The organism is Methanocaldococcus jannaschii DSM 2661, assembly GCF_000091665.1.
Taxonomy (GTDB): Archaea; AGJL01; Methanococci; order Methanococcales; family Methanocaldococcaceae; genus Methanocaldococcus; species Methanocaldococcus jannaschii.
In genome coordinates this window covers 1,581,706-1,606,287 of record NC_000909.1, presented here as the reverse complement: position 1 = coordinate 1,606,287, position 24,582 = coordinate 1,581,706, and the positions used below count along the sequence as shown (strand labels likewise).

At 30.8% G+C, this 24,582-nt stretch carries 22 protein-coding genes; 10 read left to right on the top strand and 12 right to left on the bottom strand.

Annotated features, from left to right (window positions below):
• Positions 1 to 166 precede the first annotated feature (166 nt).
• Both MJ_RS08665 and MJ_RS08660 read left to right on the top strand, forming a co-directional pair.
• Complete coding sequence (locus tag MJ_RS08665; protein ID WP_010871152.1) at positions 167 to 1,513, top strand: ABC-ATPase domain-containing protein; 1,347 nt, start codon at positions 167 to 169, stop codon at positions 1,511 to 1,513.
• A gap of 97 nt (positions 1,514 to 1,610) precedes the next feature.
• Entirely contained in the window at positions 1,611 to 2,066 is a 456-nt protein-coding gene (locus MJ_RS08660) for a UPF0179 family protein (RefSeq protein ID WP_010871151.1), read from the top strand.
• On the opposite strand, the gene rqcH is transcribed toward MJ_RS08660, so the two are convergent.
• Positions 2,067 to 4,082: a ribosome rescue protein RqcH gene (gene rqcH, locus MJ_RS08655; protein ID WP_010871150.1), complete on the bottom strand. Its 2,016-nt coding sequence runs from the start codon at positions 4,080 to 4,082 to the stop codon at positions 2,067 to 2,069.
• A gap of 55 nt (positions 4,083 to 4,137) precedes the next feature.
• Here rqcH and MJ_RS08650 point away from each other — a divergent pair, with 55 nt between their 5' ends.
• Entirely contained in the window at positions 4,138 to 6,210 is a 2,073-nt protein-coding gene (locus MJ_RS08650; protein ID WP_083774556.1) for a ligand-binding sensor domain-containing protein, read from the top strand.
• Between the two features lie 98 nt (positions 6,211 to 6,308).
• The gene (locus MJ_RS08645; RefSeq protein WP_064496879.1) at positions 6,309 to 6,695 is read left to right on the top strand and encodes a toprim domain-containing protein; all 387 of its coding nucleotides are present in this window, start codon (positions 6,309 to 6,311) and stop codon (positions 6,693 to 6,695) included.
• A 121-nt stretch (positions 6,696 to 6,816) separates the two neighbouring features.
• Here MJ_RS08645 and MJ_RS08640 read toward each other — a convergent pair whose 3' ends face one another.
• Positions 6,817 to 8,355, bottom strand: coding sequence for an FIST N-terminal domain-containing protein (locus MJ_RS08640; protein ID WP_010871147.1), 1,539 nt, complete (start codon positions 8,353 to 8,355; stop codon positions 6,817 to 6,819).
• Positions 8,356 to 8,571: 216 nt separating this feature from the next.
• Complete coding sequence (locus MJ_RS09400) at positions 8,572 to 8,970, bottom strand: transposase (RefSeq protein WP_244409523.1); 399 nt, start codon at positions 8,968 to 8,970, stop codon at positions 8,572 to 8,574.
• Positions 8,971 to 9,996: 1,026 nt separating this feature from the next.
• On the opposite strand from MJ_RS09400, the gene MJ_RS09800 reads away from it, so the two are divergent.
• Complete coding sequence (locus tag MJ_RS09800; RefSeq protein WP_010871146.1) at positions 9,997 to 10,170, top strand: hypothetical protein; 174 nt, start codon at positions 9,997 to 9,999, stop codon at positions 10,168 to 10,170.
• 36 nt (positions 10,171 to 10,206) lie between these two features.
• On the opposite strand, the gene MJ_RS08625 is transcribed toward MJ_RS09800, so the two are convergent.
• Positions 10,207 to 11,724, bottom strand: a complete 1,518-nt coding sequence (locus MJ_RS08625; RefSeq protein WP_010871145.1) for a B12-binding domain-containing radical SAM protein — start codon at positions 11,722 to 11,724, stop codon at positions 10,207 to 10,209.
• A 74-nt stretch (positions 11,725 to 11,798) separates the two neighbouring features.
• Here MJ_RS08625 and MJ_RS08620 point away from each other — a divergent pair, with 74 nt between their 5' ends.
• Complete coding sequence (locus tag MJ_RS08620) at positions 11,799 to 12,512, top strand: biotin--[acetyl-CoA-carboxylase] ligase (protein WP_010871144.1); 714 nt, start codon at positions 11,799 to 11,801, stop codon at positions 12,510 to 12,512.
• Between the two features lie 19 nt (positions 12,513 to 12,531).
• Positions 12,532 to 12,900 (top strand): cupin domain-containing protein, encoded by a 369-nt coding sequence (locus MJ_RS08615; protein ID WP_064496878.1) that lies wholly within the window; start codon positions 12,532 to 12,534, stop codon positions 12,898 to 12,900.
• A gap of 9 nt (positions 12,901 to 12,909) precedes the next feature.
• Here the strand turns inward: MJ_RS08615 and MJ_RS08610 are convergent, their stop codons facing one another.
• Both MJ_RS08610 and guaB read right to left on the bottom strand, forming a co-directional pair.
• Entirely contained in the window at positions 12,910 to 13,185 is a 276-nt protein-coding gene (locus MJ_RS08610; protein ID WP_064496877.1) for a TIGR00304 family membrane protein, read from the bottom strand.
• Positions 13,186 to 13,224: 39 nt separating this feature from the next.
• Positions 13,225 to 14,715, bottom strand: a complete 1,491-nt coding sequence (gene guaB, locus MJ_RS08605; RefSeq protein ID WP_010871141.1) for an IMP dehydrogenase — start codon at positions 14,713 to 14,715, stop codon at positions 13,225 to 13,227.
• A gap of 228 nt (positions 14,716 to 14,943) precedes the next feature.
• On the opposite strand from guaB, the gene MJ_RS08600 reads away from it, so the two are divergent.
• Genes MJ_RS08600 through MJ_RS08590 form a run of 3 tightly spaced genes read left to right on the top strand, consistent with a single transcriptional unit; the run spans position 14,944 to position 17,239 of the window.
• On the top strand, positions 14,944 to 15,711 hold the full coding sequence (locus MJ_RS08600) for a CheF family chemotaxis protein (protein ID WP_010871140.1): 768 nt from the start codon (positions 14,944 to 14,946) through the stop codon (positions 15,709 to 15,711).
• Positions 15,712 to 16,467 carry a sugar phosphate isomerase/epimerase family protein gene (locus MJ_RS08595; protein WP_010871139.1) on the top strand — a complete coding sequence of 252 codons (756 nt, stop codon included), beginning with the start codon at positions 15,712 to 15,714 and terminating at the stop codon, positions 16,465 to 16,467.
• Between the two features lie 4 nt (positions 16,468 to 16,471).
• Entirely contained in the window at positions 16,472 to 17,239 is a 768-nt protein-coding gene (locus MJ_RS08590; RefSeq protein ID WP_010871138.1) for an adenosylcobinamide amidohydrolase, read from the top strand.
• 11 nt (positions 17,240 to 17,250) lie between these two features.
• Here MJ_RS08590 and MJ_RS08585 read toward each other — a convergent pair whose 3' ends face one another.
• The 6 genes from MJ_RS08585 to MJ_RS08560 all read right to left on the bottom strand — a co-directional run bounded on the left by MJ_RS08585 (position 17,251) and on the right by MJ_RS08560 (position 24,581).
• Positions 17,251 to 18,486: a 2,3-bisphosphoglycerate-independent phosphoglycerate mutase gene (locus MJ_RS08585; RefSeq protein ID WP_010871137.1), complete on the bottom strand. Its 1,236-nt coding sequence runs from the start codon at positions 18,484 to 18,486 to the stop codon at positions 17,251 to 17,253.
• Positions 18,487 to 18,495: 9 nt separating this feature from the next.
• Positions 18,496 to 19,899: a glycoside hydrolase family 57 protein gene (locus MJ_RS08580; RefSeq protein ID WP_010871136.1), complete on the bottom strand. Its 1,404-nt coding sequence runs from the start codon at positions 19,897 to 19,899 to the stop codon at positions 18,496 to 18,498.
• A 21-nt stretch (positions 19,900 to 19,920) separates the two neighbouring features.
• Positions 19,921 to 21,759: a glycoside hydrolase family 15 protein gene (locus tag MJ_RS08575; protein WP_064496876.1), complete on the bottom strand. Its 1,839-nt coding sequence runs from the start codon at positions 21,757 to 21,759 to the stop codon at positions 19,921 to 19,923.
• 242 nt (positions 21,760 to 22,001) lie between these two features.
• Complete coding sequence (locus MJ_RS08570; protein ID WP_010871134.1) at positions 22,002 to 23,126, bottom strand: ATP-binding protein; 1,125 nt, start codon at positions 23,124 to 23,126, stop codon at positions 22,002 to 22,004.
• 38 nt (positions 23,127 to 23,164) lie between these two features.
• Positions 23,165 to 23,377, bottom strand: a complete 213-nt coding sequence (locus tag MJ_RS08565) for a winged helix-turn-helix domain-containing protein (protein ID WP_010871133.1) — start codon at positions 23,375 to 23,377, stop codon at positions 23,165 to 23,167.
• A 31-nt stretch (positions 23,378 to 23,408) separates the two neighbouring features.
• Positions 23,409 to 24,581: a glycosyltransferase family 4 protein gene (locus MJ_RS08560; RefSeq protein ID WP_010871132.1), complete on the bottom strand. Its 1,173-nt coding sequence runs from the start codon at positions 24,579 to 24,581 to the stop codon at positions 23,409 to 23,411.
• Position 24,582 lies beyond the last annotated feature (1 nt).

Genomic DNA, 24,582 nt, shown 5'->3' with positions numbered 1-24,582 from the left:
ATTTATTAAAAAATTTTAAGAGGCATCATCGAGCGTAGCGAGATGATGCATCCCTGGGTATACCAATAGGGCGGTAGCCCTATGGTTCCGGCACTGTCTGAGAGGCGTTATTTATTAAATCTTTAAATTTTATTATCTTTATAATTAAAAATTATTAGGGATTTTTATGTTTGTAGATGAGGTTATAAACAATTTAAAAGGAAATGAATTTCTAAACACCACTCTTTTAACTAAAAGTAATAAAAATAAGCTATATTATGCAGTAAAACAGCCAGATGGTAATATAAAAGTAGTTCTTCCCTTTGTTTTTGAAAATAAAAATTTTTTAAAACTTTCTGAATATAAGGATGGAATAGAAGGAGCTACACAAAGAGTTATTGAAGAGATAAAGCAGGAAATAATTAAGAAAAAGAGATTTCTTCCTTTAGCTGGATATTTTGGTAGAATATATAAAGCTCTTTATGAACCTTTAACAGTAGTCAATTGTAATTTAAATTTGGGTTATGACTTGTGGAAAGTTGATAAATACAACTACATCGAAGGAGATAAAATTTATTTAATGCTTAGAATGATTTTTAAAGAAAAAGACAGTAAAGAAATTGTTAAACAAATCAATGAACTTTGTAATGACTTAGATAAGTTCATTAAAAAAATTCCAATTGATTTATTAATTGATGAAGCTAAAAATATAATAAATCAAAAATACCTTAGGGACAAGTTGGATGAGCTTGGTTTAGTTTGCTTTATAGCAAATAATTCAAAGCCGGCAAGGAAATACACTGAAGTTAGAAGGCATTATAGGATAGCAGGGCCTAAAGATGTAAATATTCCTTTTGAATGTCCAGAAGAACTTGAACCTATAGAGATAGAGCTTAAATATGGTAAAAAAGTTAAAGGATTAGGGATAAAAAAGAAGGAGATATTTATAATAACCGGAAGAAATGCTCAGGGAAAAACAACCCTTCTGCAGGCAATAGATAGTGGGAGAGACGACCATTTAATTGGAGATGGGAGGGAATTTATAATAACCACTAAAAGTTTATCTAAGGCATCAACTGGGAGTATGGAAATGAGTGGGCAGGATATAAGCCTATTTTTCCAAAAACTCCCTCCAGGAATTAAAGGAAGCCCTAAAGCAGTTTATGGAACTGCCTCTGGCTCAATGTATATGGCTTATCAGATACAAAGAGCTATAAAAAATAAAACTAAGCTTATTTTAATAGATGAGGATAATTCAGCGGTTAATTTATTAGTTAGTGGTGTCTTAAGTAAGTGGTTTGAAGGAGTTAAATCGTTGGCTGAGATAATTATGGAAGATAGAGAAAAATTAGGAGATAGCTCTTTTATTATAGTTACAAGTTCGTTGGATTTATTAACTGCTTTGGGAGATAGGGCTATTTACTTAGAAGACCATAAAGCTAAATATCTTGACTTAACTTATTTTAGGGAGGAGTTGGGGAGATATTATTTAGAGTTGGCATCTAAGTTTATTGGAGTAAAAATACGGGAATGAATTTTTGTCATAGAAACACATTTATTTTAAATAATGAAGTAAATATTAATTTTGTATCGTTATCAACATTTAACATTTAATTCTGATTGGGATAATTATGAGCAAAGAGAGCAAAATAACTCTAATTGGTAGTAAATTAGCAAAGACGGGAGGAGAGTTTATATACTTAGGCGAGATTGAAGAGTGTAAAAATTGCAAGTTTAAAAGACTATGCCATGGAAATTTGGAAGTAGGAAGGAAATATAAGATAGTCTCAGTTAGGTCAGCAAATCATCCTTGTATAGTTCATGAGGGAGGAGTTAAGGTTGTTGAAGTAGTGTTAGCTGATTTGACAATTATGATTGAGTCAAAAAAGGCACTTGAAGGAGTTGTTTTAAATCATGAACCAATAACTTGTGATAACTTTGATTGCGAGTATTATAGTTTTTGCAATTCCGAGGGAATAAAAGAAGGGGAAAAATACAAAATAAAACAGGTTTTAAATGAGAAAATAAACTGTCCATTTGGAAACTCATTAAAAAAAGTTATAGTTGAGTTAGTTGAAAATAAATAATTATTTTTTAACTATTTCGCATCCCCCGGGAGGAAGAACTCTCAAAATATCTTCATCATCAATTCCGTAATCTTTAAATATCTCTTTTAACTCTTTAACAACCTTTCCCTTCTCCTTATTTGAAGGTTTTAATAAAACCCACTTAATAAAACTCTTTTGTAAAGTTTTTGGAGGTGCTGTTGTTATTTTTACATCTCCATCGTATTCAATAACTCCAACACCTAATTCTAAAGGTGTATTTCTATAATAATGCCTCTCTCCTCTAATTACAAATGCCCCTCTTTTTAAATATTCCCCACTCTCAGCTGTTTTTGATATCTGCTCTGGCTTAACCCAGTAGGTATCTATAGCCCCATATCCAAGCTTCCAAGCCCTTGAATGAGAGACGGAGAATTTAGCAACCTCTTCCAATGTCTCTTCATCAACCTCTTTACCTTGAGTTTTTATAACTGTGAATGGAGCCCCTTGGATATCTGCGTGGAATACAATATCATCTTTATCAGTATATTTTTTGATAATAATCTCGTTTGTTATTGCATCTTTTCCAGCAATAACTAAGAATCCATTAATAACAGTCCATTTAAATTTCTCATACCACTTTCTTTCCTTCCTAATTTTTTTCTTCATCTGCATGGATTCTTTTTCTTTCAACTCTTCCTCTCCTTTCTTTTTAAGCTCTTCTATCTTCTTTTTAGTTAGCTCAATAGCATTTTCTATTCCTTCAATTTTATTTCTCAACTTTTTAGCCTTTTCATAGTAGCTTTCAGCATTTTCAAATGCATTTTTTCTTATATCTAAAGAAACTCTTTCTTCTATAACTTTATCATCAACCTCAGATTTTAATCTAATAATTATCTCTCCAATATTTTCATTTATATTTTCAATCAATCCTAAAATTGGATGCTCTTTATTTTCTCTAATTATCTTTTTTATTCTTGCCCAATCCATTTTTTCTCTTGCCTGCCTTATAGCATTCAGCAATTCTTCAACAATTTGATAGTTTGCATAAATTAAATCCCCTTTAATTTGGTTTTTCTCTGCATCTTCTTTATACTTCTTCAATGTCTCTAACTGCCTTCTCAATATATTTTCTTGTCTCTCAATTTCTTTCTCAATTTTTGATTTTTCTTTTTTAACTACAACTTTTGTTAAAAATTTGGCAAAGTAGTCATCAACAGCCTCTAAAAAGCTGTTATAGTACTTTTTCTCTAAACCTTTGTATTTTTTTAAATCAATAGGCACAACGTCAAAGTATTCATTATCCTTTAAAACAATCTGTGGCTTTCTATTGTTAAAAATTTCATCAAATAGATTTTTAGAAGCTTCAAAGAGCTTTTTAATTTCTTCTTCACTTAAATCTCTCTTTTTCTTGTCTATTTCAGCTCTTTCACAAATCTCTTCAGCGTAAAGTCCTCCAATACCAAAGACTCTTGATATTAATCTAACGCATTCAACCCCTTTATTATTCAAGAAATAATCTTTAAAAACCTCATAGGCGATAGAAAACTCTAAATTATATGGATTTAGTGGCTTTTGTGGAGGGAATTTGTATTTTTCCTTAGGGACTATATTTCTCGTACTCCATCTCTCAACCCTAAGCGGAGCTATAATTGTATCCTCATTATTTAAAAATATGATATTTCCATCCCCAAACAGCTCAGCAACCAATTTATAAATCCCATCTCTTGTTTCAAAGTGGAAAATAACTACTCTATCAAAATTTACCTGCTCAATTTTTATTAATTTGGCATTTTTTAAATATTTTCTTAATAACATGGCAAAAGAGGGTGGAAGTTTTGGTTTTTCCCTCTCATAATTTGTTAAAGTTATATACTTATATTTACCAATGCTTATAACAAGCTCTCTACTCCCGCCCTCAGGAACATGGATTTTTAATATCAACTCTCTGTTTTGCTCATTATCAATCAAAAACGCTTTATCTAATCTACCGTTAATGAGGTTTTGTAATTCATCCACAACACAGCACACATCAACATTAGTTATCTCACTCTTCATAATCTCACCAGAAAATATTATATTTTTCTTTAGGATATTTTATTATTGTGATAATATGGAGAGGGAAGAGTTTTTAAAGTATTTAAGACAGGGGAAATATGATAAATTAGCTAAGTTAATTAATAGTTATTCAGATATTTTAAGTTTTTTAGATGAGTTATTTACATCTAACAAAAAAGATGATGTAAGAAGAGCATTGTTGGTTTTAAAAAGGTTAGATAACGAGGTAATTGAGAGATATCTATATTATATCCTCTTAAATTTAAATGAAAAAAGAATTATAGCCAAAGAGGCGGAAGAAATATTAAAGAAAATAACCAACAAAGAGAGTGTTGAAGAGGCAATACTTGAAATTGCAAAAAAACCTTTGGATGAAAAAATAGTTTATTTATTCCTACAAAATATGAAAGAAGGAAATATTTTCTTTAGAGCCATCCTTGAACATACAAAAAGTAAAAACATGGAAGAAAGTATAAAAATCTTATTAAAAAATTATAATTCAGAGATGATATTAAAAATCTTAGCTAATAAGTTATATTCCTCAGAAAAAGATGAGAGGGAACTTACAATAAATATATTGTTGAATATAGTTGATTCTTTAACTGACGAACAAAAAAATATCCTAAGGGGTCATTTAAGTGTCTCCTTATTGGGGGATGAAGATAAGAAGCTATATAGAAAATTTAAACAGCTATTTGAAAAATTGGATATTCCAGCTGAGTTATCAGATGAGCAAATAAAATCACTACTAAAATCTCATGGAAAAACTACCCTAAATATAATTTTAAGAGAAAATATCAAACTTCCTGCTAACTTTTACAATAGAGAGTTTTTAAAAGACTTTTTATATACTGGGGATGAAGAGAAGCAGTTTGTTGGAGTTAAATTAATATCATTAAAAAAAGATTCAAAAAAGAAGGTTGATTTATTATTTAGATTTTTAAATTATGGATATGGGAAAGCAAAAACCGCTGCCATAAGAGAACTTAAGAAGATAGCTCAAAATAATAATGAGTTAAAAAAATATATAGAAAATAAAACATTGATGTATGCAAAAAAGATGAATTTAGGATTAAAAATATCATCTCTAAGAATATTAAAAGAATTTGCAAAAAAAGAGCATTTAGAATTTTTAATTAATGAACATAAGCGATTGAAAGAGTTAGTTTATAAATTAGAAGAAGAGAAATTTATGGGAGGATTTAGACATTTGTTAATGATGGAAGAGGAAATAAGGAAATGCAATGTTGCCATGAGATTGATAGAGGAGATTGTAGCAGAGATTTGTTTAAAAAATGATATCCATTATAATGATTTAAAGATATCTGAAAAACTTGGTTATGAATTTTATAGAACAATGGAATTAATAGGGGTTAAAAATCTAAACCTAATAGATATTCATGAGTTTTTAGAAGATGTTAAAAGAGATGGAGAACTTATAACTTATTTGTCTGGGATTGTGATTAACAACAATAAAATAGATGATAATTTAGCTAAGAAAATTTTGGAGGTAACTGAAAAGGCAGAGATGGAAGATAAAGATGTATTAAATGCAAACAAAATTATGATTTATGCATCTTTAAATAGAGTTGATAAGATTGGAGAGATTATAAATATGGCGGAAGGTTATTATTCAAAATTAGCTTTTATCAATGGGGTTAAAAAGTTTATTGATGAGAAATTGTTAGATGAAGAAAAAATAAATTTATTAATTCCAAAGATTGCTGAAATGATATACTCAACAAAGAAATTAAGACTAATGGCTTTGGAATTTTTTAAAAACTACCCAAATGAGCTTGTTCTTCCAATATTGATTAATGAAATTGGTAATTATAGGGGAGAGGATAAATTAATGATAGATGTTATATCAAACGTTATATTTAAATATCCGAATAACATACATAGTATTAGGGAGTTGTTGAATACAGATAAGAGAAACTCTGCTTTAAAAATACTGCTTAAAGTTAGTGAGAAAAGACCAGAGCTTTTAGAAGATTTTATATATTTGCTTGCTGGAATGTATAGTTCTGCAAATGAAGAGGATAAAAAGCTAATAAAGAAGATTTTGAAAAATATTACTACTGAAGAACAAAAATTAATCTTAAAACCGATAATTGGGGATTTATAACTTCCGTTACCTTCATAGGCATAATTAAGAGGCACTGCCGAGCGTAGCGAGGTAGTGCATCCGTTTTGATCAACCTTTTAGTAAAAGGTTGGATGGCTATGAGAAGGGATGAATACTTTGAAAAATTATTAGAAGTTATTGAGGAGTTAAAGATTGAAGCAGAGGAAAAACCAATTATTGTTGAAGGAAAGAGAGATGTTGAAAGCTTAGAGAAGTTAGGAGTTGAAGGAACTTTTATTATAATAGCTAAAACTCCTATTTATTTAATAGCTGATGAACTTGTAAGGAAAAGAGTTAAAGAAGTTATTCTATTAACTGACTTTGATAGAAGAGGCAGAATGTTGGCTAAAGCCATAATAGAGGAGTTTAGACATAGAGGAATTAAAGTAAATACAAAAATTAGGCATGAGATATTTATCTATACAAATAGTGGTATTAGAGATATTGAAAGCCTATTCTCATATGTGAATAAACGATTATTCTGATAAATAAGGAAACCGCTAAATTAGTTTTTGATCAACCTTTTTTCTAAAAAGGTTGATAGAAAGCTTATTTTCGTATGTAAATAAAAGGTTATTTTAATAAAGAGCAAATAGATTAATTAGTTTAAAGTAATCTTAATAACTTTTTCCTTTTAATTTTCTTAACCATGTTTTCATGCTCTATTTTTTCATGAGTTTTTTGTAAAATCTCCTTTATGTTATCAATATAATATAACTTTGGTTTCCCACTTACAGACTTTATAATCCCCTCTTTCTCTAATTTGTTTAGTATGTGGTAAAGCTTAGTTTGAGACAAGTTCGTTAATTGCAATAACTCTTTAGCTGTTAGCTGTTTATTAATTAGATTAACAATTACTTCTATCTCATCATCTTCAAAATTGAAATTTTTTAACTCTTCTCTCCAGTTTATATTACTACTTTGCGATAATTCAAATATAACTCCAGTAAATGATAAATTATTGTGGAATCTTATTAAGTCCTTTGCTATGGTTTCGCCATAACTTAGCCAGCCAATGCAATTGTCCTCTATAACATACTCTTCAACTTTTTTACCTGCTTTATAGAAATTTAGGAAATATTTAAGAATATCTTCTTCAAACTCCCTAAACATTGAGTTTTTTAGCACTTCTCTTCCATAACATTCATTTATAAATATTAGTGGATTTTCAAAATCTTCAGCCTTTTTTAGTTCATCAACAATTGATTTTACCTGCTTTTCAATATCCGTTTTCATTAATACAAGGAAACTTCCTTCTAATATATCCCTCCTAAATACTAAAGTATTTTCTTCAACTCTTTCCAAGAAAGCAGTGATATAATTCCCATTAATGTCCATAAATCCAAGAGGATGCACTAAGTAAAAATCTAAACGCCTTAAATCTCTGTAGAAATATTTTTTAATAATATCCATTGGTAGTTTTGTATATTCTGAGAGCATCTCTAAATATCTTTGATAAGCTGGCTTTCCATCTAATTCATAAACTACTTTCCCCTCAGCTTTAGTAACCCTTGCATATATATCTGTTGGCTCATATCCATGTCCATAAATTAAATCGAACTTTAATTTTCCTCCAACAACTCCAAATACACAGCAATCTTTAACAACCTCCCCTTTGTAAATTTGGAAAAACTTATCAAATGAACCATCATCTGCAGCAGTCCCTCCGATAATTGGGATTGTAAGTTCTCTCCCTAAAACATCTAATATCTCCTGCTCACTATCTACATTCCAATCAAAAAACACGAATCCTAAAAAATTATCATCTATATCCAATTTTGGATATTTATCTCTGATACAGGTTTTTATTTTATCGGCTATCTTCTTACCTACATATTCAGCCTCCCTATCTACTTTTTCACAAGATATTGCACTTTTGTAATACTCATCAAAAGCTAATATTAAAACCCCATCTTCTTTTATGTAATCTTTTCCGCTAAATGTTCCTCCTGTAGAACATCCAATGAGATTATCCAATGGAATATGTTGTTTCATTCCATCAAATACCTGTTTTAGTTTATCTCTCTCTAATATTGACGTTATAAATATTATTAAAGATGCTCTTCCCACATTTCTTTTTATTTCTTCTCCAATTTCAATTCCATCTTTTATAGGATTTTTTATTTTTTTGTGAATGTATATCATTATAATCCCCAGATATATTTAGCTTTTTCTTAGAAATTAAGAAAATAAATACTAAAAAATATTGACTTAGCTTAATAAGGACGTAATAACTTAGTGGTAGCTACTATTAATAAATATATTACTATTAAATATTTATGTATTATAGTATAAATCTTGAGACATGTGTTTATAATTTAATATAACCGTAGTTCTCATTACACATTTAAATGTTTTTATTCATTTATTGATTCTTTTATGTTGTATGTTGTAAGCGATTGTGAAGAGTAAAAGCTTAGCACTTAAACCTTTCTTGCTTACAGCTCGGATGTGCCTTGGGAATGACTCTGCCAATTTGGATAAGTTTGTTTCGATTGCCTTTCTTAATTTATTCAGCTCTTTATATTTTTTAGCTTCTTCATTCGGTTTTATCATGTTTTTTCTTTTTATTGGGATGAAATAAACGCCTCCGAGTTTAAATAGATTTTGGAGACCTTTATCAATATAGCCCTTATCTCCGATTATTACACAGTTTTTGAAGTCCCTAATGATTTCTTTATAATTTTCCTCTAAAATATCCTTATCGTGCTGATTTGCTGGATTTATAAACAGTAACATTAAATACTTCCCATCGGTAATGAAAGTTGCTTTATATCCAAAATACCAACATTTTTTCGATGGATTGTAACCAATACTACTGTTTTTTTAATAAGCTTTGAAATTCCTATCCTCTCATGTCGAGTTTTCCTCACAAGCTCTTTTGTTTTAATTGGCATTGCATCGATGAACAACATTTTGGGAATCGGAGCGAAGCGAAGAGCAACGAAATCACAAAGTGATTTCGTCTAATAATTGTAAATATTCAATTAAAAACTCATATCCACATTTATACACTCCTGCAAAATATATCATGCATAAAACCGAAAAGATTATTAAGTCGATTAGAGAGATTATCTCTCTAAGGATATAGGGTGATTTATACTTTGCAACTATCGGATAAAACTTAGCTCGCATAAGCTTTATTAAACGCTTAACTCTCGGAATTTTTGATTTTTTGATAACGCTATCACCTCCACTATTTTTTATCGATATATTAAAGTTAAGAGTTTATATATTTATCTATTTGATGGGAACTAAGGTTATAACGATTTTGATAATTTTGTTAGCTCCATTTATTGCAGAGTTTTATATAAATAATCAAGGACAATTTATGGACATTTAGATTTAGTTGTTAATGTTTTAGTAATTTTAATAATTGGATATATAATGGATATCATCTCTAATGGCATATTGGGCTTTCAAAATCAGAAATATTTTGGAACAATAAAATTTTGTTAAAATTTCTTAATTTTGGTTTTATCTGCAGTATTTATCTATATTTATCTATATTTTTGGGGTGCATGATGTTTTTGTTCCAACGTATGCATACACGTTAGTCCAGTTTTAATGATTTTAATTTATGAATACATATTTATCAAAAGGATTTTTCCAGATTTCTTTAGAGAGAAATTTTTATTTTCAAAAAATTAATTAGGGATTTATTTTCTTATGGATTACCCGTTATGATGGGTAGTGCTGGAAGTTTGGTTTTAGGATATATTGATGGAATTTACTTAACTTACTTTACAGGTTTTAAATGCTGTTGCTGATTATAGGAATGTTGCTATGCCAACTGTTAATATTCTAAGTTATTTTGCCTTTTCTGTTGAAGCTGTTTTATTCCCAATGAGTTCTGAGTTATGGGAGAAGGGTTATAGAGAGGCGTTGGGTTATGGTGTTGAGAAAATTTGCCTATATTCTTTTGTTTTAGTTCTACCAATAGCAATATTGATGGCTTAGTTTCCAGAAGTTATTATAAATTTATTCTTTAATGCTTTAATATTTACATAGCCAAGTTTTTAAAATTCTTCCTTCTAAATACTTTTCATAAGCTTTAATTATTTTAACTTTCTTTGTTTTTCCAATAAATTTAGCTCCATCTTTAACAACAACCATCAACCCACTATCTGGAAGATAGCCAATAGCATCTCTTTTATTTCTAAAGTGTCTCTCTGATATTATAACCTCTAAAACTCTTCCAATATATTTTTTCTTTATCTCTAAATTTATTTTATTGGCTGTTTCCCTAATTAGTAGAGAATATTTCGTAATATTTGGTTTAAAGTTTTGAAATGCAGACATTGGAAGGGGTCTAAATTTATAGACGGTTATTTTATCAATATAATTTTTAATCTTATGCATAAAATTAACTGTGTTTTTTGCTGTCTCTTCATTTTCTCCTGGCAATCCATAGATAAAATAAACCTGTGCCTTTAAATTGTATTTTTTTGCTATCTTTACAGCTTTTAAAACATCATCTGGTGTCGTAGGTCTTCCTAATAGTTTGCAGTGATTTTTATCCCCACTCTCACAACCAATATAAATTGGGGTTTTTAGATATTTGCTAAATATCTCTGCCACTTTCTCATTAAACAAATTTGCTTTTATATTCTCAATTAATACGTTTGCGTTATATTTATCAGCTAAATCTTTACACTTTGATAATAAAGATTCAATTGCTTCATAATTTGGTTCTGGAAAATAAGGGTTTATTAATTTCTCTCCTCTTTTATAATCTAAAAAATCTGGGGCTGATAAAACAATTCTATTGACTCCTTCCTTTAATAATGCCTCAACTTCTTTTAATATATCTTCCTCATCCCTACTTCTTGCATATCCAAAGACAGAAGGGACAGAGCAGAAACCACATCCCGGATTTATATTTAAAGGGCATTTTAATGTTCCATTTTCACATAGGTTACATTTTTTGTTAGTGCATAATAATAGAGGTCTTTTAAAATTGCTGCAACCTCTAACAACTTCAACATAAACTCTCGCAGAGAAGTAGTTTTTATAATCTTTAATTTCAGTTGAGGGAGTTATTAGCTTTAAATCAGTTAAAATTTCCCTTAGGGGATTTATTTTTAACTCATCCTCATTATAATCCCAATATGTTGTTCCTTTAACATCTTCAGCATCAAAATCCTTTTTTATTAATTCCCTTATTGTTATCTCTCCCTCTCCAACTATACTTATATCCGCCTCTATTTTTTCCAAAATGTTTATGTCGTTAGCTATAGGGCCTCCAACAATTATCTTACTGTCTGTTTTTAATCTAATTCTTTCTACTAATTTTTTAACACATTTAAAGTCAGAGGTCATTGCACTAATAAAAATTAGGTTGTATTTTTTTATATCTTTAATATCTAAGTCCTCTACTGGTGTTATCTTAGCTTCAATACCTTCACTTTGCAAAATACCTTTAACTGTTCTTGGCCCAGCTCCAATAACGTCCCTTGCTAAAATTCTTTTCCCATCACCAGAGGCTAAACAATCAATAATTAATGCTTTCATTTTCTCACTTAACCCATAAATATCTAAACTAACAAAATATTATTTAGGATGATATTTAAATTGGGTGGAAATTTATGGAAATTATACATTTAAGTGAAATTGATTCAACAAACGACTATGCCAAAGAGTTAGCAAAAGAAGGGAAAAGGAATTTTATTGTGTTGGCTGATAAACAAAATAATGGGAAAGGAAGATGGGGAAGAGTTTGGTATTCTGATGAGGGAGGATTATATTTCTCAATGGTCTTAGATTCTAAACTATATAATCCAAAAGTTATCAATTTATTAGTCCCTATTTGTATTATTGAGGTATTAAAAAACTATGTAGATAAAGAACTTGGTTTAAAGTTTCCAAATGATATAATGGTTAAAGTAAATGATAATTATAAAAAGCTTGGGGGAATATTAACTGAACTAACTGATGATTACATGATTATAGGAATTGGAATAAATGTAAATAACCAGATAAGAAATGAGATTAGAGAAATAGCAATCTCTTTAAAAGAAATTACTGGGAAAGAACTTGATAAGGTAGAGATACTTAGCAATTTTCTAAAAACCTTTGAAAGCTACTTAGAAAAACTTAAAAATAAAGAAATAGATGACTACGAAATATTAAAAAAATATAAAAAATACTCAATAACCATTGGAAAGCAGGTAAAAATCCTCTTATCAAACAATGAAATTATTACAGGAAAAGTTTATGATATAGACTTTGATGGCATTGTCTTAGGAACTGAAAAAGGCATTGAAAGAATCCCTTCTGGAATTTGCATCCATGTAAGATAAAAATTTTTGGTTGATAACCATGAAAATAATAAAAACTGAATATGACAAAATTAAGCCTTATATTACTAAAGATGGCTCAATAATTAGAGAATTACTGCATCCAAACATCTATAAAGGTGTAAAACAAAGTTTAGCAGAAGCTATAGTTCCAGTCGGCTCTAAAACTTTATTACATAAACATTACACATCTGAAGAGATATATTATATCTTAGAAGGAAGAGGGTTAATGACTTTAGATAATGAAAAATTTGAAGTTAAAAAAGGAGATACTATATATATCCCTCCAAAAACTCCCCATAAGATTGAAAATATAGGTAATGTCCCTTTAAAGATATTGTGCTGTAGTTATCCTCCATATTCTCATGAAGATACAGAAATATTAGAATGAATTTACTTATTATTTTATTCTTATCCCAAAAGCAAATAAAAACATCCAGATAATCATCAATATTGCTATTAATACAGATAGAATCATCAAACCAGGAGAATTCCCAAAGACAATTGGTATAGGTCCTATCATTACAATTCCAGAATATTCCACACTACTTTCAGTTTTTTCAGTTTCTGGTTTTTCGTAATTTTCTTGAGAACTTGGTAGAATCATTCCTAAAGTTATCATAAAAAATCCAATAAACATTAAAATAATCCCTAAAAATATTAATATTGGCTTCATAATCATCCCTTTTTTAAAAATTAAAAATAAAATTTAGATTTATTTACCCAGTGGATAATTCGGAGCTTCGTTAGTTATAATTATATCGTGAGGATGACTTTCAACTTGCCCACTTGGTGTTATTATTACGAATCTTGCCTTTTCTTGCATTTCTTTTAGGTTTTTAGCTCCACAGTATCCCATTGAAGCTCTCAAACCACCAATTAATTGGAATACTACTTCACTTACAGGCCCTTTATAAGGAACAGCTCCCTCAACACCCTCAGGAACTAATTTTACATGTTTCATGTGGCTTTTTGCTGGTGCTTGGAAGTATCTATCAGCCCCAGCTCCAACTCCTCCTGTCATTGCTCCTAATGACCCCATTCCTCTATACTGCTTGTACTTCCTTCCATTGATAACCATTAACTGCCCAGGAGCTTCATCAGTTCCAGCTAACAGTGAGCCAAGCATAACCGCATCTGCTCCAGCTGCTATAGCTTTGGCAATATCTCCACTGTATCTTATTCCTCCATCTGCTATAATTGGAACGTTATGTTCTTTAGCAACATCAGCCACTTCAGCAACGGCTGTTAATTGAGGAACTCCTACTCCAGCAACAACTCTTGTTGTGCAGATTGAACCTGGCCCTATTCCAACTTTTAAAACGTCTGCTCCAGCTTTAATTAAATCCTCTGCCGCTTCTTTAGTTGCTATATTCCCAACTATTAATTTTATGTCAGTCCCTTCTAACATCTCTTTAAATTTCTTTACATTTTCAACAACCCTCATGTTGTGGGCATGAGCACAGTCAATGGCAATGGCATCAACCTCTGCTTCAATCAATGCCTTAGCCCTCTCAAAGTCATGTGGTCCGCAGGCAGCAGCAACTAACAATCTACCTTTTTTATCCCTTGCAGCTTGAGGATACTTTCTTCTCTTTAAAATATCTCTCAAGGTTATAATACCAATTAGTCTATTTTCATCATCAACTATAGGTAATCTTTCAACCCTATTTGCATACATCAACTCTAAAGCTTCCTCTTCTTCAACATCTTCCTTAGCACAAACGACATCTTTAGTCATTACATCTTTAACCTTCTTTGTTTTATCTTCAATGGCTTTAACATCTCTGTGTGTTATAATCCCAACTAATTTATCTTCATTATCAACAACTGGTAATCCGCTGATGGAGTATGTTTCCATTACATTTATTGCCTCTCCAACAGTATCATCTGGAGATACGGTGATAACATCCTTAATAACTACTTCATCAGCTTTTTTAACTGCCTGAACTTGATGAACTTGTTCCTCTATGGACATGTTTCTATGTATAACTCCTAAACCTCCTAATCTTGCTAAAGCAATAGCCATCTCTTTTTCTGTTACTGTATCCATTGCCGCAGAAACTATAGGGATGTTTAACTTTAAACCCGCTAAGTCTGTAGAAACATCAGTATCCTTTGGCTCTACCCATGAGGCATTTGGAACTAATAAAACATCATCAAAAGTATATGCCTTCTTTGCCTCAATTAGTTTTTTTAAAAACAAAGTCTCACCTTTATAACCTTTTTAACTATATTTAGAAGAGGGGTATTTATACTTTTTATATGATGCCCTTGAGTATATGATTATTTAAATAGTTTATGAACTTAACATTAATTCAATAAAAAATAAAATAAAGTTAATATATGGGGGCATCAATAATATAAAAATTGATTGACAAAAAATAAAATAATTATCTAGTTCTGCAATATTCTATGAAAGTTAGGTGATGGGATGATAGACAAATCCTCAGAAATTGCAAGATTTTCAGGTAAAGGGATATTAATTACCCCAAAAACTTTAGAAAAACCATTGTTAAAGTGGGAAAAACTGGAAATAATACTTTATAAAGATAAAATTGTATTTGAATTTGTAGATAAGACAATTGAAGTGGGGGTAGAAGATATTGAAGACGTGGGGGCAGAGTTACCAAAAAAAGTCATTGATATTGCTAAATCCACATTGGAAGACATCACTTACCACTCATCAATAATCATCAAATCTAAAGAGTTTGGTAATGTAATGGTGGGGTTTGCACCAGAGACATCAATCTATGGAAAAGCTCCTATAGACAATTTCTTAAGAAAACTGTTCTATATCCTGTTAAATAAAAAAGAAGTAAAGATATTGTATAACGCTGGAGAAAATAGTGAAAATACTAAATGGGAGAATGGATTTTTAACATTTATTAAAAAACGTATTAAGGATGGGTTAGTAACAAAGATAGAATACAGATTAGTTGTTGAGATATTAGACAATGAGGATTCTAAAATATACGATATATTTAGCAATATAAAAGATGTTGAAATAGAAGAAAAAGATGTGGATGGAGAAATAGAACCTGTGTTAAAGATACTGCAGGTAAAAGATGGAAAAGATATAATATCCTACCTCTACACTAAGGATAAAAAGGTGAGATTATTTATACTTAGATACATGGTAATACTGCTGGATTACAAATATATTGGAATTTTACGTTATCTTCAGGAAACGGTGGAATAGATGAAACTGGGAGTATCAACAAGTTTATTTTTAGATACTGATAAAAACTTATCTGATGCTCTTGAAATTTTAGAGGAGAGGGTTAAATATGTTGAATTAGGATGCGATGGAAATTTAAATGTAATGTCTGACGGAAATATTGAATTAGCTCAATCTTATGATTTAAAATATACTCTACACTGCCCTATAACTGATTTAAATTTATCTTCTTATAGAGAGAGGATAAGAAAGGTTAGCTTAGATTTTGTTAGAGATGTCTTAGAAGTGGCTATAAAAGTTGATGCCAAATTAATAGTCTTACATCCTGGTTATTGTGTTTTTAAATATGATTATGAAAAGGCATTAAACTCATTAATAAAGAGCTTAAACGATTTAAACAACATCCAAGAAGAATTTGGCGTTCAGATAACTATTGAAAATATGCCATCTTACGATATGTTCATGTTCAGAAACCCAGATAAAGAGATTATTGAAAATTTAGGGGAGTTGAAAATTACATTAGATATTGGACACTCTTTTTTAAACAAAAATATTGAGAATTTTTTAAAAATCTCTGATAAAATAGCTCATATCCACATTCATGATAACAACGGAGAGTTCGATGAACATCTATGCATTGGCAAAGGAAAAATTAACTTTAATAATTTTAAAAAAGATTTAAAAAAGATTAATGCCATAAAGATGATAGAGTTGCAGAATAAAAGCATTGATGATTTAGACTTATGTATAGATAATTTAAAAGAGATTTTGAGGTAATAGCATGATAGAAAAAGTTTTAGAGATGGATGACTGGAAAGCATACAAAATTCCTCATACAGTAGAGATTGATGGCATGGTTGAGGAAACAAAAACATTAATAATTGAGTTTAAAAATAAAAGGAAGGTTTTATCAACAAGAGAAGGATTTAAAGAGGTTAAATATGTAGGAAATCACTCAATCCCTGTTCCATTTTGGGACAAAGTTCATAACTACAAGGACTATGAAAATCAGGTTTTAAATAAAATTGGTATTAAAAAGGAAGATATAGCATTGTTATCAACTGGAGCGAATATGGATAACTTGGCAGTTGCAAAGGAAGAGTTTGATGAATTCTATGTCGTTGCTTTTACAACTGCAGGAGCTAAGCATAACGCTATAAGATTAGGAGATGAAGAAGCTGATTATATTGAAAAGGATTTCAAAACCTACAAAATAGTTGATGGAAAGATTGTGCCTAAGGAAGAGATAGGGACAGTTAATATCATTTTAATAACAAACGCTAATCTAACCGATGGAGCTATGGCAAGGGCAATAATAACAATAACTGAAGCTAAAACTAACGCTTTCCAAGAGCTAAATATAAGAAGCACAAAACATCCAGAACTTCAAGCTACTGGAACTGGAACAGATAATATAGTTGTTGTTAAAGGGTTTGGTAGTGGAGTAGATTACACCGGAGGACATACAAAGATGGGTGAGATGATAGCAAAGGCAGTTAAAAGGAGTGTGATTGAGGCATTAATAAAACAGGATAAGATAAAAATTTAATTAAAGAGATTTTAAGCACCAAATTTCTCATTTCTTCCAGTTAAGTCCAATAATATTTTCATTACATGCTCTCCCTTAATCCAATGTAAAGCTCCTTTAGCACATGCAAATTCGTTAAACTCTGTAACATCATCAACTCTGACACTCTTTCCCCAGATAACTATTGGAATAGGGTCTGCTGAGTGGTCTTTCATCTCTATTGGTGTTGAATGGTCTCCAGTCAAAACAAAATAAACCTCATCCTTATTTATGTGCTCAAATACATAGGCAAGCATCTCATCTATTTTCTCCAAAACTTCTTTTTTAAGTTCATAGTTACCATCATGGCTTGCTTCATCAGCACCTTTAACATTCACTAAAACAAAATCATACTCCTTTAAAGCCTCAACTAAAGCTTTAGCTTTGCCCATGAAGTTTGTCTTCGGTGTTCCAGTAGCTCCCTCAACCTCTATAACATCCAAACCAATCATCTTAGCCATTCCCTTTATTAATCCAGTTCCACAGATACAAGCCCCTTTCATGTTGTATTTTTCAGAGAACTTCTCTATCTTTGGAACAACTCCAGCTCCTCTTGGCAGTATTATGTTAGCTGGAGGTAAGCCCTTCTTTCTCCTCTCCTCATTTATTGGGTGGTTGTTTAACTTTTCATAAACAATCTTTAATAATTTATTTAAAATCTCTGCTGTTCTCTTTGCCTCTTCTGAATCATCCAATGGCTTTATCTCGCTAACCTTAACTCCCTCTTCATGTGGGTCCCCATCGCTAACTCTGCATGATAAGCCTTCTCCTCTCAAAACTAAAGCTCCTCTATATCCCTTAGAAGATTTAAAGATAACTTTAACACCATCAATCTCTAAACCATCAATCTCCTTCTCTAACTCTTCAGCTTCTTCAGGGCTTATTCTCCCAGCCCTCCTATCTAAAACAACAAAGTTCTCATCAACAGTGGCAAAATTACATCTAAATGCTATATCTCCCTCCTTTAAATCTAAGCCAACACCAAAAGCTTCTAAAGGTCCTCTACCAGTATAAACCTCGTAAGGGTTGTAGCCTAAGATAGCTAAGTGGGCTGTGTCACTTCCTGGCCTTATACCAATATCTATGGCATTCATTAAACCGCAAATCCCTTCCTTGGCAATTTTATCCATTGTTGGGGTCTTTGCCTCCTTTAGAGGGGTTAAACCCTTCTCATTTGGTCTGTCTCCTAATCCATCTATAATAAAAATTACACACTTTCCCTTTTTCATCTTTCTCCCTCATGCAATTATAAATCCTTCATCTCTTTCATATCTTTTATTCTTTTTACCCTCTTCATCCTCAATATAAATACTTTCTGTTTTATCATCTTTTGCAACTATAATATTTGTATTTATTAAACTTTCCTTTTTTACTTCATCATCCTTTTCATATTGCTTTTGTCCATCTTTCCGTCTATTATTTTTATCAAATTCCGATTTAGCTAACAATTCTTTTATATAATATTCAAAATCATATAAAATGTTTAAATAACTTGCATAGGCATCAAATGGAGTGTCAAAATGGCTGAAATAGTTATGAACACTCATATCACTAAGCCCCTTAATGGATTGATAATAAAGATTATCGCTTGTCTGTAAGACCTTATACATCTTATATATTTCATCAAATTTATTAAGTTTTTTTAATTTGTTTGAGTTCTCTTTTATAAATTTACCAATATCTTTTAGTTTTTCAAACGATATTCTTTGCATCTTATTCCCTAACCATGCACTTACATCCCTCTCAGTGTCAGCCCATGATATCGTGGCAAATTCATGCACGTAAATCTCTCCTCTTGGCTCTAATCTATCAACAACCTCACTGACATTAACAACCTCTAAATGTTCATGCTTAGCTATCTCTATAGGCAAATATCTCAAAAACTCAAATATTCCAGTTTCTTTCCAGTGATGTTCTCCAAATGTCTCATAGTCCATATATATGTTTATAACTTCCCCAGGAGTTGAAGCTAACCAAATAGCATATTTATCAGCTGTTAATGGATATTGGTCCCAATCTCTTGCTGAAAATCTAAAGCCAATGTCATCACTCAACCTATAATTCCTTAACAGAATTTTCATACCATCTGGTGATTGGTAAAGATAGTTTGGAGACCTCCAGCCTAAGATTTTCTCAATTCCCTCAGTAAATATCGCTTTAAACCCTAAATCTTTTGCTATCTTTGCAATTCTGTTGTTGTATATTAGCTCAGTATTTCTAAACACCTTGGCTTTAAAACCAAATATTTCTTTGTACATCTTTCTATGCATCTCAATATCTTCAATAAACTCATCTTCAGTTTCAAATAGACTTGTTAGTGAGTGATGATATGTTTCAGCTATCAACTCAACATTGCCAGTTTTTACCAAATCCTTAAATAAATCCAACACGTAATCATTAAATTCCAAAGCTTGCTCTACAAAAACCCCAGTAATTGAATAATTAACTTTAAAATCATATTCATCAATAAGCTCCAATATCAACTCATTTGTAGGAATGTAGCATTTATTAGCCACTTTATTAAAAACTTCTTTATTTAATTTTGTATCTACATACTTTTCCCATAAAGTATTTCCGTTTTGGTTTATCTCCTTATTTAGCCTATGTGGTTGATGCACCTCAAAATTAAACGTTATTAACATACTCTCATCTCAAAAATTTATTTATGGTATTATGACCTTATCATTCTCATACACATAAATGAGGAACATTGCATTGCTCCAGCCTAAAGGCATAGCGGACATTGGCACACCTAATTCTTTATGAATTTGCTCTGGAAACAGCCCATCAAAGCTGTATTTCATCACCCAATTAAACAACTTCTTAGATTTTTGTAGATAAATATCTGCCCCATTATCATCTTTTTCTTTTAAAACCTTGTATAACCTTCTATAATACAAAGAAAGCCATAATGTGGTTATAATCCATGGATTGCCTCCAAAGTAAATGTCTTCTGGATATCTCCCAATCCCTCCAACCTTATATTTGAAAGCTTTTTCAATTGCTTCGGCTGTTTTTATCATTCTCTCATCATCAACATCAATCAAATTGAAAGGGTAACTTAAACCCAATATGCTTGTGTCTATCGTCTTGTCTAAAGGATTTATTGATTTAGCAAATCTTTCCTCATCTTCCAAATAAAATCTCTTTGGAACCTCATGTTTTAAAAATTCTATGGTTTTTCCCCAATCCTTAACTTTATCCCTTTTATTCACTGCCTTACTCATGCTGTATGCACATTTCAATCCAGCGTAAGTAGCTCCCATTGTATAAGCAAATACTCCAAACCTCTCTTCCCACAAATCGAAGCATGGAGTAAAGTTTAAAGCTACCAACCTTAAATAATTAGCAGCTTTCTCTATAGTGTTCCAGTATCTCTCAACGAACTTTCTATCCCCAGTTAATCTGTAATGCACATCCATTGCCCATAATATGGAACCAATTTGGTCAGTCTGTATTGCAGTTAATCGTGGTTTTCCATTAACATAATAATTTTGTAGCCATGAACCGTCTGCATTTTGTATCTTAGACATGAATTCAAAAAATCTGTCTGGAATGTTCCTTATGCCAAATAAGTCCAAAGCAATTGAGATATAACTTCCATCTCTTCCCCACACGTATCTATAATCTGGATGTAGAGATGGAGCCGCTATAATCCCTCCTTCCTTATCACATAACATTAAAAGTGTCATTAAAGCCCTTTTAGTTATAGAATAAATCTTATTATTTTGCCTAAGCTCAGGATGTATAAATCTATTTATCTCCCCTATAATATGTTTCCAATAATTCATTGAGAGATTTTTAATGTTTTCACTGTTATTCATTATAATCTTTAGTTGTTCAGTTATTATTGAAAAATCTCCATCGAATCTTTGTGGAAGTATGTAGATGTTGAATGCCAAACTTCTTTTTTCATCAATCTTTATATTCCATGATATTGCACTATCGGTTAATAATCCAGAACTCTCTTTATGCTCCTTCAATATCCCATTTTCTATGTCTATGTAAGCACTTGTTTTACTGTATCTATTTCCACACTGAAATGAATCTATTCTTTTATCACTTCCAATGCAAAAAATATATTTTCCATTATATTTAACGATACAACCATCTTCTAAGAATTTAACTGTATTTGTTATTGGGTTTTCACCAATTCTCAAATTTTCGTAAAAAAAGAGCTTAAAATTTAATTTTTTATCGAGTTTATTTTTTATATACACTCTTCTTATAAGCACGTTGTGAGATACTGGCACAAAATCTTTAATGGTTAATATAATCTTATCATCTTCTAAGATAGTTTTAAATATGTTCGTTTCCTCAATGTATTTTTGGGTTATATCCCAATCATCATCCCAATGCCACTTTACTTTTTTATCATAAACTGCCAATGCAGAGTCAAAGAAATGAGTTTCATAACCAACTTGGGGATAAAAAAGGTATTCAATTTCCCCATAATCTCCAATTTTGGCTAATAAACTATTGTTTCCAACGATTCCACCCATATAAATCACACGATATATTTTTTTAATATTCTATTGCCTTTTGCGAAAAACCTACAATATTCTTTTTATAGCCTTCACAGCCATAGGGCTTCGCCCTATTGGTACAGGATTTTCACAGCTCTTATACATATAAGGAATTTTGATGCCAAAGGCATCTTTATTCGTCATAGAATTTTATTTCTGTGAAAGTCCTGCGATACCCACTAACACCTCTTCGCTTACGCTTGGAGGTGTAATTTTATTTACAATAATCTCTTTATAGCATTCCAGATTAAAAAGCTCTGCGGTTTTAAAATTCCTTCAATAGGATTTAAAAATAATATATTTTTCTTAACTAAATACACATAAATTGGCTTTGCTACTTCACTATCACTAATTTCATAACTATCCTTAAATAATTTTAATGCTTTAACAATATCTTCTTTTTTAAGTTCAATAACTTCATCTCCAACTTCAACCTTTGGCTTTATATAATCCAAGTCATTTAAGAAATACTTCAACTTTTGAGTGGCATCTTTAAGCATAAAGTCCAAAATATCATTTAAATTTTCATATCTTAACTTATCAATAACTTTTATTATCAAAACTGGTTTTCCCCCTACATAACTATATATCAACTCTTTTTCATCCTTAGGGAGTTTTTTATTTAAAATTTCTTTAGCTAAAAAATCTATAAACTTTAAAGCCGTTTGTTTGTCAAAGTCATCCACTAAAATATAATCAGCTCTTCCCTCTAATTCTCCAGTCTTATAAACATATTCAATAAATAAACTATCAGAACTTAAGCAGAAAACATGGCATAAATGTTGGACTTTAGTTAAGGCAACTAAGAATTGGAATAAACTCCATAATAACTTCCTATTTCCGTTTAAAGTTATCTCTTTAATCATTTGCAACTCATCAAATATTAAAATTGGTTTTTTACCTTTTTCGTTTAATTTTGCAAATAAATATTCTATATATTGATAAACATCCGCTGATTTATCCTTTTTATTAAAAATCTTATCAAAAAATGGTTTTGGTATTTTAATGGGCATGCCCAAATAGTATTTGCTAATCTCTTCACTACCTTTAACCAACAAATCAGCTAATGATTTGGCATATTCCCTAAAATCGTCTATTTCTGATTTTTCATCCACTTCAAATAAACATTCAATAAAATTATCAACGTTTAAAATATTCCTTGTCCTAAAATCAATAAAAAACGGAATATACTTAGATATGTCTAATCTATTAACTACTATTTCCCTCATTAGAGTTGATTTTCCACTGTTTAAAGAACCATAGATAAAATAAATATTATTTGGTTCTCCTTCAATAATAGATAGGATTTTATTAATTTCCTTTTCTCTATTGAAGAATTTCATAATTCCACCAAAAAAATATTTAAAATTATATTATTAACTTACTTCAGCTTAATTACCCACTTTTTATCATCTTTTAACACAAATATTTTATCTTCTCTTGCCAGCCATCCAATAGCCATCTTTACAATATTTGAGTTATAACCCTCTTTTCTTAAGATTTTCTCTATCTGGGAGAGGGATTTTTCCCCTCCTTCTAATAAATGGTAGATTTTTCCAGCAGTTTCTCCTATTTTTCCCCACATGTCTTCCATGTTATCCCCCCAAAAGGTCTTAAAATAAACATTATCGTCCCATCATCTCCATAGCTATTTTATAAACATTTACTGTCTCTTTAGCTATATTATCCCAACTATATTTTTCATACACATCCTTTTTGGCATTATTGACTATATATTCTCTAAATCCCCAATCCGATAGAACCCTATCCACACCCCAGGCAATTGAATCGGGATTTTTTGGATAGACCCAAATCCCATTGACCTCATGCTTTATAATTTCCATTAAGCCCCCAACTGAGCTAACAACTACTGGTGTGCCAGCAGCCATTGCCTCTAAAGCAACTATACCAAATGGCTCATAAACTGATGGAATTACAACAACATCCGCAGATTTATAGAGTTTTTTTAACGTATCTCCATTAACAAATCCTAAAAACACTACCTTATGCCTAACACCAAGCTGATAGCACAAATCTTCCAAATAATCCCTCATATCTCCAGAACCTGCAATAACTAATTTTGCATTATGTCTTTCAAGAATTTTTGGCATTGCTCTTATTAAATACTCTATTCCCTTTTGATATGTTAATCTTCCAACAAATAAAATCATTTTTTCATCATCTTGAACTCCTATACTCCTTCTAAAGTTTATCTTCTCCTCCCAACTTAAATTAATATCAAATTCCCATGGATTTATTCCATTGTAGATAACTTTAACTTTATCTTCGGGAGTATTAAATATAGAGCAAACTTCTTCCTTTAAAGATTTACTTACGGTTATTACTTGACAGGATTCGTAAGTTGAAAGGTATTCCATTGCATGAATAGCTTTTGAGTCATCTGAATAAAGCCCCCCACACCTTCCAATTTCAGTGCTGTGTATTGATTGAACATACGGCATTCTGCAGATATGTTTCAAATTAGCTCCAACAAAGTGCGTCATCCAATCATGACAATGAATAACGTCATATTTATCTACTCCTAAAATTCCTAACTTTTTTTCCATCTCTTCAGCCATAAACATAGCCCAAGTTAAAAAATGTGGATGAGATATTGGTCTTACTCTATAAACATTCACCCCATTTATGTTCTCATACTCAGGCAAGTCATAGCCAACTGTTATAACATCTACTTCATGCCCATTCCTAACCAATCCCTCAGCTAAGCCCTTACAATGAATTGCCAGCCCTCCAACAATTCTTGGGGGATATTCCCAAGTTACCATAGCAATTTTCATA

What these genes read in the sequence shown, in the direction of transcription:
- MJ_RS08665 (WP_010871152.1), top strand. Translation starts at nt 167, where the DNA reads ATGTTTGTAGATGAGGTTATAAACAATTTAAAAGGAAATGAATTTCTA.
- MJ_RS08660 (WP_010871151.1), top strand. Translation starts at nt 1,611, where the DNA reads ATGAGCAAAGAGAGCAAAATAACTCTAATTGGTAGTAAATTAGCAAAG.
- rqcH (WP_010871150.1), bottom strand. Translation starts at nt 4,082, where the DNA reads ATGAAGAGTGAGATAACTAATGTTGATGTGTGCTGTGTTGTGGATGAA.
- MJ_RS08650 (WP_083774556.1), top strand. Translation starts at nt 4,138, where the DNA reads ATGGAGAGGGAAGAGTTTTTAAAGTATTTAAGACAGGGGAAATATGAT.
- MJ_RS08645 (WP_064496879.1), top strand. Translation starts at nt 6,309, where the DNA reads ATGAGAAGGGATGAATACTTTGAAAAATTATTAGAAGTTATTGAGGAG.
- MJ_RS08640 (WP_010871147.1), bottom strand. Translation starts at nt 8,355, where the DNA reads ATGATATACATTCACAAAAAAATAAAAAATCCTATAAAAGATGGAATT.
- MJ_RS09800 (WP_010871146.1), top strand. Translation starts at nt 9,997, where the DNA reads ATGCCAACTGTTAATATTCTAAGTTATTTTGCCTTTTCTGTTGAAGCT.
- MJ_RS08625 (WP_010871145.1), bottom strand. Translation starts at nt 11,724, where the DNA reads ATGAAAGCATTAATTATTGATTGTTTAGCCTCTGGTGATGGGAAAAGA.
- MJ_RS08620 (WP_010871144.1), top strand. Translation starts at nt 11,799, where the DNA reads ATGGAAATTATACATTTAAGTGAAATTGATTCAACAAACGACTATGCC.
- MJ_RS08615 (WP_064496878.1), top strand. Translation starts at nt 12,532, where the DNA reads ATGAAAATAATAAAAACTGAATATGACAAAATTAAGCCTTATATTACT.
- MJ_RS08610 (WP_064496877.1), bottom strand. Translation starts at nt 13,185, where the DNA reads ATGAAGCCAATATTAATATTTTTAGGGATTATTTTAATGTTTATTGGA.
- MJ_RS08600 (WP_010871140.1), top strand. Translation starts at nt 14,944, where the DNA reads ATGATAGACAAATCCTCAGAAATTGCAAGATTTTCAGGTAAAGGGATA.
- MJ_RS08595 (WP_010871139.1), top strand. Translation starts at nt 15,712, where the DNA reads ATGAAACTGGGAGTATCAACAAGTTTATTTTTAGATACTGATAAAAAC.
- MJ_RS08590 (WP_010871138.1), top strand. Translation starts at nt 16,472, where the DNA reads ATGATAGAAAAAGTTTTAGAGATGGATGACTGGAAAGCATACAAAATT.
- MJ_RS08585 (WP_010871137.1), bottom strand. Translation starts at nt 18,486, where the DNA reads ATGAAAAAGGGAAAGTGTGTAATTTTTATTATAGATGGATTAGGAGAC.
- MJ_RS08580 (WP_010871136.1), bottom strand. Translation starts at nt 19,899, where the DNA reads ATGTTAATAACGTTTAATTTTGAGGTGCATCAACCACATAGGCTAAAT.
- MJ_RS08575 (WP_064496876.1), bottom strand. Translation starts at nt 21,759, where the DNA reads ATGGGTGGAATCGTTGGAAACAATAGTTTATTAGCCAAAATTGGAGAT.
- MJ_RS08570 (WP_010871134.1), bottom strand. Translation starts at nt 23,126, where the DNA reads ATGAAATTCTTCAATAGAGAAAAGGAAATTAATAAAATCCTATCTATT.
- MJ_RS08565 (WP_010871133.1), bottom strand. Translation starts at nt 23,377, where the DNA reads ATGGAAGACATGTGGGGAAAAATAGGAGAAACTGCTGGAAAAATCTAC.
- MJ_RS08560 (WP_010871132.1), bottom strand. Translation starts at nt 24,581, where the DNA reads ATGAAAATTGCTATGGTAACTTGGGAATATCCCCCAAGAATTGTTGGA.